This is a genomic window from Mesorhizobium sp. M0854 (assembly GCF_040319815.1).
Classification (GTDB): domain Bacteria; phylum Pseudomonadota; class Alphaproteobacteria; order Rhizobiales; family Rhizobiaceae; genus Mesorhizobium.
Genome location: NZ_JAMYOL010000008.1, coordinates 165,766 through 180,190, shown reverse-complemented (window position 1 = coordinate 180,190; position 14,425 = coordinate 165,766). Strand labels below are relative to the sequence as shown.

The 14,425-nt window shown below is 60.4% G+C and carries 14 protein-coding genes; 6 read left to right on the top strand and 8 right to left on the bottom strand.

Translation table 11 applies throughout. The features are described from left to right. Nucleotides 1-56 precede the first annotated feature (56 nt). Complete coding sequence (locus tag NKH99_RS15655) at nt 57-4,394, top strand: hypothetical protein (RefSeq protein WP_353014625.1); 4,338 nt, start codon at nt 57-59, stop codon at nt 4,392-4,394. Nucleotides 4,395-4,543: 149 nt separating this feature from the next. Here the strand turns inward: NKH99_RS15655 and NKH99_RS15650 are convergent, their stop codons facing one another. Next, nucleotides 4,544-4,765, bottom strand: coding sequence for a hypothetical protein (locus NKH99_RS15650; RefSeq protein ID WP_353014624.1), 222 nt, complete (start codon nt 4,763-4,765; stop codon nt 4,544-4,546). On the opposite strand from NKH99_RS15650, the gene NKH99_RS15645 reads away from it, so the two are divergent. The 3 genes from NKH99_RS15645 (at nt 4,692) to NKH99_RS15635 (ending at nt 7,147) form a co-directional block, all read left to right on the top strand. Continuing rightward, on the top strand, nt 4,692-4,856 hold the full coding sequence (locus NKH99_RS15645) for a DUF2274 domain-containing protein (RefSeq protein WP_502900056.1): 165 nt from the start codon (nt 4,692-4,694) through the stop codon (nt 4,854-4,856). The genes NKH99_RS15650 and NKH99_RS15645 overlap by 74 nt on opposite strands. 282 nt (nt 4,857-5,138) lie before the next feature. Beyond that, nucleotides 5,139-6,104: a GHMP family kinase ATP-binding protein gene (locus NKH99_RS15640; RefSeq protein WP_353014671.1), complete on the top strand. Its 966-nt coding sequence runs from the start codon at nt 5,139-5,141 to the stop codon at nt 6,102-6,104. Further along, nucleotides 6,101-7,147, top strand: a complete 1,047-nt coding sequence (locus NKH99_RS15635) for a PLP-dependent cysteine synthase family protein (RefSeq protein WP_353014623.1) — start codon at nt 6,101-6,103, stop codon at nt 7,145-7,147. The genes NKH99_RS15640 and NKH99_RS15635 overlap by 4 nt, the downstream gene beginning before the upstream one ends. A 43-nt stretch (nt 7,148-7,190) precedes the next feature. On the opposite strand, the gene NKH99_RS15630 is transcribed toward NKH99_RS15635, so the two are convergent. From NKH99_RS15630 to NKH99_RS15605, 6 genes are all read right to left on the bottom strand, one after another. Next, the gene (locus NKH99_RS15630; RefSeq protein WP_352819435.1) at nt 7,191-7,922 is read right to left on the bottom strand and encodes an amino acid ABC transporter ATP-binding protein; all 732 of its coding nucleotides are present in this window, start codon (nt 7,920-7,922) and stop codon (nt 7,191-7,193) included. Continuing rightward, nucleotides 7,919-8,575: an amino acid ABC transporter permease gene (locus NKH99_RS15625; protein WP_352542328.1), complete on the bottom strand. Its 657-nt coding sequence runs from the start codon at nt 8,573-8,575 to the stop codon at nt 7,919-7,921. Before NKH99_RS15625 ends, NKH99_RS15630 begins: the two co-directional genes overlap by 4 nt. Nucleotides 8,576-8,682: 107 nt before the next feature. Continuing rightward, nucleotides 8,683-9,429 (bottom strand): substrate-binding periplasmic protein, encoded by a 747-nt coding sequence (locus tag NKH99_RS15620; protein WP_352472981.1) that lies wholly within the window; start codon nt 9,427-9,429, stop codon nt 8,683-8,685. Nucleotides 9,430-9,593: 164 nt separating this feature from the next. After that, complete coding sequence (locus tag NKH99_RS15615) at nt 9,594-10,886, bottom strand: threonine synthase (RefSeq protein ID WP_353014622.1); 1,293 nt, start codon at nt 10,884-10,886, stop codon at nt 9,594-9,596. Next, nucleotides 10,883-12,076 carry a M24 family metallopeptidase gene (locus NKH99_RS15610; RefSeq protein ID WP_353014621.1) on the bottom strand — a complete coding sequence of 398 codons (1,194 nt, stop codon included), beginning with the start codon at nt 12,074-12,076 and terminating at the stop codon, nt 10,883-10,885. The genes NKH99_RS15615 and NKH99_RS15610 overlap by 4 nt, the downstream gene beginning before the upstream one ends. After that, complete coding sequence (locus NKH99_RS15605; protein ID WP_353014620.1) at nt 12,066-12,839, bottom strand: IclR family transcriptional regulator; 774 nt, start codon at nt 12,837-12,839, stop codon at nt 12,066-12,068. The genes NKH99_RS15610 and NKH99_RS15605 overlap by 11 nt, the downstream gene beginning before the upstream one ends. Before the next feature lie 122 nt (nt 12,840-12,961). Between NKH99_RS15605 and NKH99_RS15600 the strand changes: the two genes are divergently transcribed. Continuing rightward, nucleotides 12,962-13,264 carry a helix-turn-helix domain-containing protein gene (locus NKH99_RS15600; protein WP_353014619.1) on the top strand — a complete coding sequence of 101 codons (303 nt, stop codon included), beginning with the start codon at nt 12,962-12,964 and terminating at the stop codon, nt 13,262-13,264. Between the two features lie 28 nt (nt 13,265-13,292). On the opposite strand, the gene NKH99_RS15595 is transcribed toward NKH99_RS15600, so the two are convergent. Continuing rightward, nucleotides 13,293-13,508 carry a helix-turn-helix domain-containing protein gene (locus NKH99_RS15595; protein ID WP_023679380.1) on the bottom strand — a complete coding sequence of 72 codons (216 nt, stop codon included), beginning with the start codon at nt 13,506-13,508 and terminating at the stop codon, nt 13,293-13,295. A gap of 130 nt (nt 13,509-13,638) precedes the next feature. Between NKH99_RS15595 and NKH99_RS15590 the strand changes: the two genes are divergently transcribed. Continuing rightward, nucleotides 13,639-14,388, top strand: coding sequence for an autoinducer binding domain-containing protein (locus NKH99_RS15590; RefSeq protein WP_353014618.1), 750 nt, complete (start codon nt 13,639-13,641; stop codon nt 14,386-14,388). Nucleotides 14,389-14,425 lie beyond the last annotated feature (37 nt).

The window sequence follows — 14,425 nt, the reverse complement described above, 5'->3', positions numbered from 1 at the left end:
TCCGGATGGAAAACCGCTGCGCACCTTTCCCGGAATTGCCCTGGCAGGAGGCCGGAATGGCGCTCATCGACAGTGCAGATTGGGACCGGCCCGTTTCTTTTGACAGGGGACGCATCTTCCAGGGCTTTGGCGGCGGTCCGTTTCGGCTTGAGCCGGCTGGCGGCACGGTAGGCTCATCGAGCACCGGTGAGCTGGCCTTCAGGCTCGATCTCATTCGCAGCCTCAAGGAAAGCCAGTCGCGGGCAGTGCTGTCTTGCGGCATTGTTGCCGAATACGCTACCGACCCGGCTCTCGAGCGCGCTCGAGAAATCAATGCCGACGCATCCATCTCACCGGTCGTGCTGACCGATTGGATTTTCAGGTTCACCCCATCGCCGGTCTTGCAACCTTTCGCCAGCTTGCTTGAGCCGATTGCTCTCGTGTCGAACGGGCTGGGCAGCGCCCGACTTCTTATGGAACTCGACATCGGCGCGGGGCAAATGCTGGAGGCCATGCTGCAGACCCGTGACAGTCTCCCCGCCATCGCCGAAGCCCAGACCATGGGCGTGTCGCCGCGCGTGCCGGTGGTGGTGCGTTTCAGCGGATCCCGGTTGCTGGAGGAGCTACTCGTCCTGGCGGATGCGACCGGTGCCGTGCCGCGATCGCTGATTGCCGACTATTTTAGCCGCGACCTCGCGGCTCTGCCCATTCGTATCGACGGCACCGTCGACGCCGGCATGGCGAAGAGTTTCGCCGAAACCATGACGGACCGAATCATCGCGCGTTTCGGGCACTTCATTCCCGCCCGGTTGCTCGGGGATTCTCCCGTCATCCGCTTGGAGCGGCAACCCGGAGACGTCGATCTCGTCTGGTCGTTGTCGCAGCCTTTCCTTGCCGCGCGGCGCATGCTGCTGCCCGTCGACCTGCTGTCGGCGGCGCAGGAGCAGGCCGAGCGTCTCGGCATCGGCTCGGTCGTTATTCGTCGCGACATGAGCACGCTACCGCCGGTCGGCCAGTCGCGTGTTTCGGTGTTATTCAACCTGCCGGCATCGCGTACCGGGGTAGAAGCGCTCGGCATCACGATGGTGTTTGCACCACGCCCGCCCTTGCGGCCGCAGCCGCGGATCGTGACGGCCGAACTCGGCGGCACAAGCGATATCGTCGACATCGATGTCATGCTGTCGCCCGGTGAGCCCCTCGTCTATCGCTTTTCGACTTTCGCGGTGTTGAAGGACGAGAACGGTGTCACCCAGGTCGACGGGCCGGAAACGCAGGCGAGCGGAAGTCCGCTGCGCCTCGGCCCGGATATGTTTCCTTTTGAACTGACGCGGGTCGAGGCAACGCCGGCCCTCATTCAACTGGCCATCGTCAGCGGCCTCTGCACCTACACGGCCGGGGGAAAAGAGCATACGACGCCGTTCGTGCTCGACAGCGGACGGCTTTCCACCGCCATAGCCATCCCGCGCGGGTGCGACGCGGTCCTCATCGAAGCCGTTGCAACCGCGCGGGACGGCTCCGGTACGCTTCGCCTCAATACGGTGGACGGCACTGACGCGCGGTTCGATCTCGCATCCTTTCCCTCCTATGGCCCAACTCAGGTCCAGATCACCTGCATCTTCGACGATGACGCGCAGATCCGGGCGCTCAGCGTGCTGCCGATCGGACTCGACGATATCCCCGACAACGTCACGACGTTGGCCTTCACGCCGGCGGAACCGACGAGGACTTTCCGGTGGTTCGCATCCACGCCGTTCACGGCGGGTCTGCGTTATCGCGGCTCCGCCGCCATGGGATCGCTCTGGTCGGTCGCGCCCGCCGATAAACCATTGGCCGTCAAAAGCTCGCGGTTAAAGCGCCAAGAGCGGGCACGCCCGGTGGCAGCGCGCGCGGCGCAGCCAGTCCGCGAAGTGCTGCCAAAGAACCTGGATCGCCGCAGAGAGTCGTCTCCGGCCGGCCTTGAAGACGCGGTCGTGGCGGTTGGGCGCAGCCCGCAAGAAGAGCCGACCGATCAGCTTGTCTACACGCTCCTCTCCGACGACAGCCGCAAACTGTATGTTCCGGTCTATCGGCTCGGCACCGACAATGTCGAGGGCGGGCAGCGCTTTCAGATTGCGCTTTCGCAGCAGCACGCTACCTCGACTCTGACGGTCGGCCTCGAGGCTTTCCCGGCTGCTTCGGTCTTGGCGCAGGCGCCCGACTCCACGGAATATCAGCACAGAGTGCTGATCGAGCTAAGCTTCCTGATGGCACCGCCGTCCGGCGCGCGTAAGACGCTAGAGTTCACCGATGTCACTCGCGAGAGCGATCACATCTGGGCCAAATTGACCTTTGCCACGCTGATGGAGCGTGACGAGGTTTATCGCGCGCTGACCGAGCAGGAGCGAGCCGCCCGCCTCACTATTCGTCGCATGATTGACGTGGAAATTCCCGATCCTCCGCCAAGGCCGCATGGGGGAGGCGGGTCCGGCACGGGCAATGGCAGGCCGCTCGGCCCCTTCCTGCCGAAGAAAATTTCGGTCGTGTGGCCGCCGAACAAGATCCTGACATTCGAACCGGACAGCATACGCGACAAGATAATTACGGCAAATGCCACCTCGACAACGAGCCTCGCCACCCTGCAGCCGGGCATCGTGGCGAATTCGATGATTGCCGCGCATGAGGCGGGCTTCGTGAAGGCGGCCATTCCGTCCGTCCGGCTCGCCATCGGTACGCTTGTGCGGCAACCGCCGATTCCCATCGTGGATGCGCTGCCGATACCGCGGCTGTCCATCCTCGGTGTCGAGGACCAGTCGGACGGTTCGACTATTACCCTCGCAATCGACAATTGGGCGGACTATTCCGACGATTTCTTCGCCCCGTCGCCTGACCTCCCGCCGGGTGGCGTGAATGCCTCGGCTTCGCGCACCTGGATCGATGTCGTCGATGCCGACAGCGGCAAGCGTCTCCACGGCTTCTGCGACCTCGATTCTGCGCGCCAGCTTTCCGCGCTCATTGTTCCCATTCCCGCTGGCACCGATGCGCCATCGGCCTTGCGCGTATCGCTCACCGACAGGCGCTCGAACATCGAGCGGCAGTCCGAGCCTGTCGCAACCGTCGACTTGCGTCGATCGCAACGGACATACACGGCCGTGCGGCGTGAGCTGGAACAGACGATTACGCCCGAGCCGTTTTGCTTCTCGCCCGCCCTGCACGGTTATATCTTTCAGGCAGTCGCGGCGTCCGCGGGAGGCGCAAGCCAGTTGATCCGCCATGCGCTTGCCTGGAAAGACAATTTCTACACCTATCTCCAGGACGCTTCACGCCGGTCGATCATCTATATCTTTCCCGACCGTTACAAGATTGCGCGGCGACGCGATCCGCCCTTCACGCCCTTCGCTACCGTTCGTGTCACCTCAAAGCCCGATGGATCGGACACGACGGTGATCCTTGACTATGTCGTCGCGCCGTTCATCGATCCCAAGCGGCTAAAGGATGCACGCGACCAGCTTCTGGCCCTTCCACAGTTCGGCGCGTCGAGCATCGACTTCCAGCCTTTGCCGACCAGCGATATACGCTTCTTCGTTGACCGGCCGACGCAATCGGGTTCGGTTCACGAACAGCGGCCGGATATCGCGACAGTGCTGCACGGCGCGCTGAAAGACACGCTGTCCATGCCGTTGCCCGACTTCCGCCTTCTGTTCGATGCGATGCATCAGACCACCGCCGCTCTGTTCATCGGCAAGGTCGAGGTGGATGTCCCCAACGGGCGCACGGAGATCATTCCGTTCGAGGCCAGATTCGACGATCTCGAGGGCGACATCTTTTCCTATATCGCCATCGCCGAGGCCGGAACGCTGCGTGTCGTGCTGACCAATGCTATCGAGAGCCCGGTCGATATCCAAACCCTCGACGCGGCGATCGGCACGGGCGGCGAGGCGATCCCGGCTTCGATCGCACCGGGTACGTTGCCGAAGGAAAATGTCGCGCCGGGGGAAGCGGTTGAACTGTTTGTCACGTCATCGGCGCCCTTCGCGCTGGCGCCGGACATAGCCTTCGATCTCAGCGGCGTGCACGTGAATGTGGATCCGGAGGCGGTGTGGAATCACATCTTCGACGGTAGTTCCGTCGACTATTTCCGGCTGGTCACGGCTAAGGCCGTTGCTGGCTTGTTCGAACCGATCGCCGGACGTGAGAGCGAGCGCATCGTCGCGATCCTCGTGGAATTCGAGGCAGGCGGCACGGCTGAATTGAACGCCGATACGCTCGCTGCCCAGGTGCGGATTGATTATCCGATCACCGCCATTATCTTGAACCGGCCCGTTGCCGCCGGCTACCGCTATTCGGTAACGGTCATCCGCGCCAATGGCCGTCAGGATCAGGACCCGCAACCAAGGACAGGCACAGGCGCAACCTTCTTCGTCAATGTCCAGCCGTGACCTGACTGGAACTGCGCACGAACCGGTCGGCGCAAGGGTCCCCGAGCTGCCGTGCCTCGCTGCTGGCGACGAACACCTTGAACATTGCATTGCCGGCGCAGTGCCCGACATACCGGAGGGCCGCTTTGTTTCAAAATCGCGACTTCCTGCTATCCGACCGCAAAGGTCGCGAGATGGCCCTCCTTGCCCGTTCGGGTGGACAAAACAAACAGCCGCTGTCCACCTCTGAGCGGCAGTTTATTAAAGGTGCCGAGCGCTGGATTTTGGCCACCCTCATAGAGTCTGGGTAATGCCGATGTGCTTGGCGGTGAAAGCGGCGAGACAATCACTGATCCGGCAAAGCCGATTGCGCCGATGCTGGCACGGTTCATGGCAACCGACAGAGGCTTTGCCAGAGCCCAACGCACTCTGAACCCGGTGCGCTTTTGGCCGCTGCGGGCTATCGCCGAATCTCAGTATTGACACAGGGTGAGCAGTCCAACCCTCCTTGCAGAACGATAATGAAGACACGGTGCGTGGTGCACTTGTTTCGGAACGGTTGTCCGCATGGCCAACCGCCCTCGGCGCGTGCTGCTGTATCTAGTCCAGTATTGGACGCGCAATTTGTGGGGCGATCTTACCCCTATCTTTGCATGATGCGCTTGCCTTTGGCACTACCAAGATTTGGCGAGTGACAGCATGGATCAGTCATACGCATCATCTGTCAATTCCAGGTGAGGAGATGACGTGGTGACAAAGACGGGGATGACGAGATCTGGCCATCGGACAAGCTCGGACAACATCAACAACGAGACTATCAGGCTGCCTCTGGCGGTAGGCGTCGGACGAGCGCACGCCCACCATGGGGAATTCCTCCAAGGCGTCTTTGAAGGGGAAAAAGGTAGGCTTTGTCGCGGACTCGTAACCCTGCCGCTCACGTCGCAAGAATCGCTAGCGACTTTCTGGCCGCATGAACAAATTGGGATTCGACCGCGGCCTGCAAACCGGACCAAAGCGGCACGCGCGGCGGCCCTCACGCTCGAGCATATCGGAGTAGCTGAAGGAGGTGGAGAACTTACGATCGAAAGCCCTATTATGATAGGGCATGGCTATGGTTCCTCGACCGCAGACGTCATTGCTGCGATTCGTGCGGTGGCAGCCGCAGCGGGCCTCACGCTGCGCCAATCAACGATTGCGCGACTGGCGGTGGCCGCGGAAGGCGCAAGCGACGCCATTGCCTACGGCGACCAACCTCTCCTCTTCGCCCACCGGGAAGGCCGTACGATCGAATACTTCGGTGGCGAGTTCCCGCCCCTTCTCCTGGTAGGTTTCAGGGACGGCAGTGCCCGGCCGATCGATACGCTGAGCATGCCACGGGCACGCTACGATGGTGAGGAAATCGGGCTGTTCCGTGTTCTGCGGGGACTGGCGAACCACTCCATCCGGCAACAAGATCCCCGCTTGCTTGGACGTGTCGCAACCATCAGCGCCAGTATCAGTCAGAGGCATTTGCCGAAGGCATCCTTCAATACCGTTTTGGATATAGCACGGGCGCATGACGCGTGCGGTGTGCAGGTGGCCCACAGTGGCACGTTGATCGGCATCCTTCTGGATGCCAACGCACCCAGGGCGGCCATGCGCGCTGCTGAACTCGCAAGGCAGGTGAGCGGCGCAGGCCTCCAAGGCGTCCATACGTTTGCCCTTAACGCCGAAACGGGGCTAATCCAGTGAGCGCGGCGCAAGACTATTTACGCGCCTACGAGACGCCGCGTTTTGCCCAACTCGCACCTAACCTCAACGCCGCCTGCTTTTCCCTTATGAAGCTGATGCCCGCCCGATTCATGGTCGATCAGGCGGAAGCGTCAGGGCGCCTCAGGCGGGAAGGTCACATCATCGAAACGACGTCGGGCACATTCGGCCTCGCCATCGCCATGCTGGCTGCGGCTCGTGGCTATGCGCTTACACTTGTCACGGCCTCTACCCTCATCGACGTGAAACTCAGGCGACGACTGGAACAGCTTGGTGCCAAAGTCATGGCCATCGACGATCCTCAAGGAGACGGCAATCAGCGCGGTCGGCTCCAGTATCTTCAGCAGACGCTGCAAGATAGCCCGGGCACGTATTGGCCTCGGCAATACGACAGTCCGGAAAACCGCCTGGCATACGCGCGCCTGGCCGACCTCGTTGTTCGATCATTCGGCCGTATCGATTGCCTCGTCGGCTGCGTGGGCACTGGGGGATCGCTTTGTGGAACCGGAGGCTTCCTTCGTGAGCTCTTTCCTGATCTCAGGATGATTGCAGTCGATACCCACAGAAGCATGCTCTTTGGCCAGCCTGTCGGACGTCGCATGTTGCGAGGGCTGGGCAACAGTGTTTTGCCGGAAAATGTTCGTCATGAGATGATCGACGATATTCATTGGGTGGGCGCATTGCCGGCCTACGCAATGGCGCATGGGCTGCTTCGCGATCACGGGCTGTTCATGGGGCCGACCAGCGGCGCCGCAGCCTTGGTCGGCGCCTGGTTCGCCAGGCACAATCCGGACGCCTCCACCGTCGTGATAATGCCAGATGAAGGGCATCGTCATTCAGATACAGTCTACAACCCCGACTGGCTCGCCGGTTTGAAGGATTGGCCAATCTCAATTCCTCTTGAACCAACTGTTCTCACGCAAATTCATCCGGCCGAAGAGACGGCATGGACGAGATTCCCTTGGAACCGCAGTACTTTAAACGCCGTGGTCGCGGGGGCGGACGGCTTGGTCCCTACGCAGTGACAGGTCCGAATTCAGAGTTGGACGCGACAAACCAGCGCCCGAGTCACACGGGGTGCATAACCCGATGAAGAAAGTCCTTAGTGCGTTCGTGTCTCGGATTTCGAAGCAGTTCCTTGGCCGGACCTTGCTCAACGATCCGGCCGCCGTCGAGAAAGAGGACGCTGTCGGAAACCTCGCGGGCGAACTGAATTTCGTGCGTAACCACGAGCATGGTCATGTTCTCGTATGCGAGCGCGCGCATGACCTGCAGGACCTCGCCGACCGTTTCCGGGTCAAGTGCGGAGGTGGGCTCGTCGAAAAGAATGGCCTGTGGGCGCATCGCCAGGGCACGGGCGATGGCCACGCGCTGTTGTTGACCCCCCGACAATGACGCGGGATAGGCATTCGTCTTGTCGGCCAACCCGACGCGATTGAGCAATGCCGTGGCCCGCTCCCGGACCTGGTTCCTATTTTCCTTCAGCACGTAGAGCGGCCCTTCCATGACATTTTCCAGGGCTGTGCGGTGCGGAAACAGGTTGAAACGTTGGAAAACCATGGAAACGCGGGTGCAGATGGCGTGAACCTGGGGCGAGGCGGCATCGACCACGGTGCCGTCGATGCTGATGCGACCGCGCTGATAGGTCTCAAGCCCGTTCACACATCGCAGAAGCGTCGATTTGCCGGAACCCGAGGGCCCAATCAGACATACGACCTGTCCTTTGGCGATCTCGGCGTTGATCCCCTTGAGGACTTCGTGGGAGCCGAAGGACTTGTGCACGTTTTCAAAGGTGATCATCCCGCCGCCCCAAGATAGCTTTCGATTCTACGCATAAACAGGTTCAGCGGAACCGTCAGGCACAGGTAAAGCAGTGCCACCAAGGTAAAAACTGTCATGTTGTCGAATGTGGACGACGCAAGCATCTTGCCCTGCATGGTCAACTCCTGAACCGAAATCACCGAGACAAGCGAGGAGTCCTTCAGCAGCATGACCATATTGTTGGCGTAAGGCGGCAGGATGATCTTGAATGCCTGCGGCAGCACGACGCGGCGCATCATCAACGGACGCTTCATGCCGATCGATTTTGCCGCTTCGACCTGACCCTTATCGACCGCCTCGATGCCAGCCCGGAAGGTTTCCCCGAGATAGCAGGAGTGAGCCAGCCCCAGCCCGATCGTGCCAGCCTGGAGCGCAGTCAGGTTGATGCCGATCTCGGGCGCGACAAAGTAGATATAAAAGAGAACCACCAACAATGGTATGCCGCGCACGAAGTCGACAAGGAGCCGCGTCGGCACGGCGAGACAGCGTATCCCCGATGTCCTGAACAGCGCCCAGACAAGGCCGAGCGCCGTCGCAAGACACAGCGCAAGAAGGGTTATCATGACGGTCAGCCAAACGCCGTTAAGAAGAAGCGGCAGATATTCCGTTGCATGCGCGATGAATTTGGTCATGGCCGGCTTCCTCTTGGCACGTACCCCGGCCGTCAAAGCCGGTCATTCCGATGCGGTCCTTTGGTCCTGCCAGCCGGCGCTTCTGTCGAGGTCAGTGCGGGTCGGCCTCAAAGGCCATATTTGGCAAATATTCGGCTTAATTCGCCGCTTTCCTTCAGCTTGGCGATGGAGGCATTCACCTTTTCGAGAAGCAGTGGATTTTCCTTGGCAACCGCCAACGCGACCTCGCCTTTTTTCATCGGCTGATAGCCGTCGACGAGGCGAACACCCAGGCCGGGATTCTTTGAAAGCTGATATGCGACGATCGGGGCGTCACCGAAACCGGCCTTGATGCGGCCCAGAACCACATCGCGCATCATGTCAGCGATTGAGTCGTAGAGCTTGACTTGACCGAAGACGCCAAGCGCTTCCAGAGCATCAGCATAGGTCGAGCCGATCTGCGCCCCGACGGTCGCACCTCTGAGTTCCTCGATCGTGTAGTTTTTGCTATCGCCGGCAGCAACAAACATCGCCTCGCCATAGGCGTAAACCGGCGTGCTGAAATCGATTACCTGCTTTCGTTTGTCCGTTATGAACATGCTGGCGGAAATCAGATTGATTTTGTCGGTCGTCAATGCCGGGATCAGGGCTGGAAAAGCGTTTATTTGAAAATCGGCGGTCGTGCCAAGGCTCGCGGCAATCGCACTTGCCAGATCGACCATCGCGCCTGTCGGCTTTTGGGTTGCGGTGTCGACAAACGTGAACGGCACTCCGGTTGGCGTGACGCCGACTCTGAGCGTTTCCTCAGCCATCGTCTGAGTTGCCATTGCGACACTGAGGGCTGCGAGCCAGCCGATGAGCGTTTTGCGAAGCATGAACATTCCCCTTACATCATGTTTGAATCGAGATTCCGCTCGCTAAGCGAGTTGAATTTGCCTCTCCTGGATAGCTTTTAGGAAGTCGCAATACCGTCCAATGGTGGACGAGATCATCAATCGATCAGAAATCGCATCCGTTCATGATCGCCTCTATCTTCTCTTCAGGACATCTTGGTCGCGCGCCGTTCAAGTGAGGGCGTGAAATAGTCACGGCCCTCGGCAACGTATTCCCATGCTTCGGCAACTGACTGAAACGATGCTTGTGCTTTGTTCGGACCGGTCGAACGATCCAAATCCTTGAGGCCGCTCGCTGTCACGATGGCAACGACGGTGTCCGACCGCGCGATGGTGCCTTCTCGCCTCAGGGATTCGATAGCTGCAAATGGCGTCACCGAGGCAAGCTCGGCAAACACACCCTCGGTGGCCGCAAGCTGCTGCTGCATCGCTATCAAGCCGATATTGCCGACCGGCATTGCCGTGCCGCCAGATTCACGCAGGGCGTTGAGCGCCTGAAACGTGCTTCGTGTGGTGCCGATCGAGATGGCAAGCGTGTCGAAGCTTGCGGGCACTTCGGCAACCAGATCTCCCTTGCCGGCAAGGGATCTGGCCAAAGATCCATGCACTTCCGCCGCCACGAGTCTCGGCAACCGCTCGATCTTGCCTTGGCTGAGAAGATCCTTGAATCCGGCCCACAGCCCGGCAAGCGCGTCCCCGTAGCAAACAGGCAAGGCGCACCAGTCCGGCACGGCACCGTGCATTTGTTCGACGATTTCGTAAGCCAGGGTCTTGTAGCCCTCGATCCCGACGGGATGACTGCCCACCACGGGGCTGTGAAACGGTGACGTTGCAAACCATCCGAGGCGCTCGGTGCCAGCGGCAAGCAATGGCCAGCGATGGGACTTGTCGGCCAGGGATACGACACTTGCGCCGTATTTGCGGATCTGCGCCAACATTGCGCCGGCGGTGCCTGAGAATGTGACAACGACGCATTTCAGGCCCGCCCGTGCAGCATAGGCGGCAAGTGAGGCCCCGGCGTTCCCCGACGAAGCAGTCGCCACCACGCGTGCGCCACTCAAACGTGCCATCGACACCGCCACCGTTGAGAAGCGGTCCTTGTGGGACCAGGTAGGGTTTGCGCCCTCGTCCTTGATAAGCAGCTTGGGGACGCCGAGCTGCTTTCCCAGCTTCTCGGCGCTCAGCAACGGCGTCAGGCCCTCGCCCAAGGAGATTGCATCGCTGAGTCCACAAGGAAGCATGTCGGCATAGCGCCAGAGCGAGGGCAGGGTGGCACCCGCTGTGGAAGCGGTCGATGTAGCTCCGGACGGATCGTAGACGACCTTAAGATTGGCCGGTGCTTCGGCACAGCATTTCGGGCAGCCGCGCGAGTCGATTTTGGTATCGATCCGGAACAAGGCGCCGCATCGAATACAGGAAAACCCTGCCGCGCGGCTCATAACGGCACCCGGGTGATTGCATCGTGCGTCTGCGTCAGCCGCTCCACTCCGCGCTCGCGAACAACCACCATGTCCTCCACCTGGAGTCCCCAGCGGCCGATTTCGTAGTAGGGGGTCTCCACGCACAGCACCATTCCTTCTTCAAGGATGTCTGTACTGCGCGCCGAGAGCGTCGGCGCATCATAACCATCAAGGCCGATGCCATGTCCGACGTGATCGCGCTCGTAGTGGGCAATTCCTTCGCGCTTCACCACACGCACGACCGTCTCGAAGAGCTGTGCTGCTGCCATGCCCGGACGGATAATGTCGCACGCATGCTGAACGCCGCGCAGCAGCGCCTGCTGAAGTCGATGCGCCTGCGGCGGCGGCTCGCCCAGCGTGGCGATGCGGGCAATGTCGGCGCGGTAGTGCCGGAACCGGCCACCGACGTCGAAGCGAATGATTTCTCCAGCGCGCAACCTGCGGTCAGACGGCTGGACGTTCATGAGCGCGCTGCGCTCGCCAAAGCCGATGCATCCCAGTACGGGCAGGGCGCCTTCCTCGACCGTCCTGACATGAAAAGCGCGCGCCAGATCTGCTTCGGTGGCGCCTTCCTGAGCAATGCCGAGTGCTGCTTGAATGGAGCGTTCGGCAATCTGGGCAACTTGGCCGAGCCGTTCGATTTCATCTGCCGTTTTTACGGCACGAACCTCGCGAAGCAATGCGGTGGCTGGTAGGAACGATGCATTGGGAAAATGGGCTCTAAGGGTTTCCTGGTATCCTGGCGCGAGCCCCGCCTCGTCTATGCCGATCCGCCCACGGCCGAGCTGGGCCTCTTCCAATGAGGCGACCAAAGCCGCAATGGCATCGCCATGCCTCGGCAGGTCTCGAAGCTGGAGGTGCCGTTCATTGGCGAGGTCCACGGCGGTCGAGGAACCGACATCGGCATAAAAATCGCCATAGCGCCGAACCTTCCTTACCCACAGTTCCTGATCGGCAACGAGGTCGAGCGTGCTGGAGCTGGCGATGATTTCAGGCGTGCCCTTGTCAGGAGCCGGCCACACCACATAAGCCTGCGGGCCGCGACGGATCCATTGCGGCAGAGCCCAGAAGCCGCTCATATAGGTCACGTTTTCCGGGGCAGTCGCTATAATTGCGTCAAGCCCGGCTGCCGTCATGCATTGTTTGAGGCGCGCTTCGTTAAGCAGCATGATGGGAATCCCGAGACTGTTTTGCTTCCAGAAAGCCGAGGCCGTTGGAAATGCGCGCCGCAGCCGCCATTACTGCCTCTCCAATCTCAGCGATCTCCACATGCGGTCCCACTGAGCGGGGGTAGGCCGCACTTATAGCCGCGATGATTGTGCCTGACGCATCGCGAAGCGGTGCGCCGACCGCAATCAGCCCGGTAAAGTTCTCGTCCAGGGATGTTGTGTAACCAATGGGCTCGGACGCTCTGATTTGAGCAACGAGCTTGTGCGGATCAGTGACTGTGCGTACGGCAACCTGCTCCAGTGGACCTCGTCCAAGAATCGCAATGACCGCCTCGCCGCTCAGCTCCATCAGGAGCGCCTTGCCCAACGCGGTGGAATGCAAGGGGAAGGTCTCGCCAGGTGAAGAACGAATGACGACCGGACTCTTGCTCTGCACGGTCAGGAGATAAATTCCGCAGCTGCCCCGCCTGATACCGAGGAATGCGTTGAAGCACCCTTCGGCGGCCAGCGCCTGCAGTTCGATTTCAGCCAAACCAACCAGGCGATCTCTGCCCAGGACCTTCCGCGCCAGCGCCAGCACGGAGTGACCCAGCCGGTAGCGCCGCGAGTCTGGCGACTGCTCGACATAGCCCTGCTCTGCCAGGGTATTCAGAATTCGCTGCACGGCGGGAGCGCTCTGCTCAAGCCGGCGGGCGAGTTCGCGCACCCCGACAGCTTCGTCCGCTTCCTTGAGGACATTGAGAACCGCAAGCCCACGTTCCAACGAAAGATTTCCTGTCACTGGCGTTCCTTATTTCGGAATGGCGTTCCTTAATATGATGAGGAAAGCAGCAATGGCCGCGCCTGTCAATGACGAATGTTCATTATAGTGTGTCGTCCTAAAGTGTGCCCAGCGACGACCATGCCGTCATGGACCTACGGTTGGTTGTCGGCCTCAACGTACAGAGGATTCGGCGCGCACAGGCCCTCTCTCAAGAGGAACTGTCGTTCCGTTCAGGATTCACGCGCGCCTATCTGAGTGGTCTCGAGGCCGGCCGTCGCAATCCCACACTCCTGTCGCTCGCAAAGCTTGCCACCGCATTGAGCGTCGACATCGAGGAGCTGACGAAACGGCCCGGCAAAAACGCCCGAGCCTCAGCTGGTGATTGTGCTGTGGCGCCGCGTGAGCGGCGCAAGGGAAAATCCTGATGCTCTCGGCGGCCTGCTGACCAGTGCATCACGGCGAGTTTCGACGGATGAGCTGCTCCACGTCAACTTGCAATGCCAACGCCAGTACCTCCAGGGTGTCGACGGTCGGTGAGTTTTCCTCCCGCTCGAGCTTGCCGACATAGTTGCGGTCGAGGCCGGCAAGGTCCGCGAGCTGCTCCTGCGATAAGCCGGTGCCCTGGCGAAGCAACCTCAGATTGCGAGCAAAAACAGACCTCAGCCTCATGCGGCGAGGCAGTCAGAACGCGCCCTTTAGTGCCACCTACTATAGTAGTCAAAAGTCATGACGGACGTTGCGGTCGGACCTAAGTTATTTATTTTGTTTTCTTTGTCTCAGTACATTGAAAGGGCCTACAATGGCGGCGGTTCACGGGGGCGTCTTACAGGACCAGCTAATACAAATCTTTGAAGCAACCGCGCAGATTGACCGTGCAACCAGCGCCCCCGAGATCATTCGGCAACTGCGCAAGAGCATCGAATGTCACGGCTACGCAGCCTGTCTCGTCACCGAATTGCCACGCCAGGACACCGGATCACTGGATGGACACATCCTTGTCAACGGTTGGCCGCAGGAATGGTACGACCGCTATATGGCTGCCGGACACTATCGCCATGACCCTTGTGTTGCTGTGTGCCGTGGTGCGATCGGCCCCTTCCTCTGGCGGGACGTCCATCATGGCTTGACGGACCGAAATGCCACGAGGGTGATGGATGAAGCGAAAGAGTTTGGGCTTTGCGACGGGATCTGTATCCCGATCCAGCCCGCGTTTGGCGATCCGGCCTGTGTAACGGTTGCCGGAAATGAAATTGATTTGGCGCCGACGGTGCGCTGCACCATTCATGCCCTTGCGCGCCATGCCTATTCGGCTGCCGAACGCCTCGTTGATAACTCGCGCAGGCGGCCGAGACAAAAGCTTTCCCAACGAGAGCGTGAAATCCTGCAGTGGGTCGCGGGAGGAAAGACCGCGTGGGAGGTTTCCCGAATACTTGGCATCTCGGAAAACACTGTGACGACCCACCTGCGCAACATCAAGCAGAAGCTCAGTACCGCCAACGTTGTGCACGCGATCGTCGAGGCGTTTCGCAGGCACGAAATCGAACTTTGATCCATCCCCAGATCTGGGTATTTCCCGGGCAATCGTC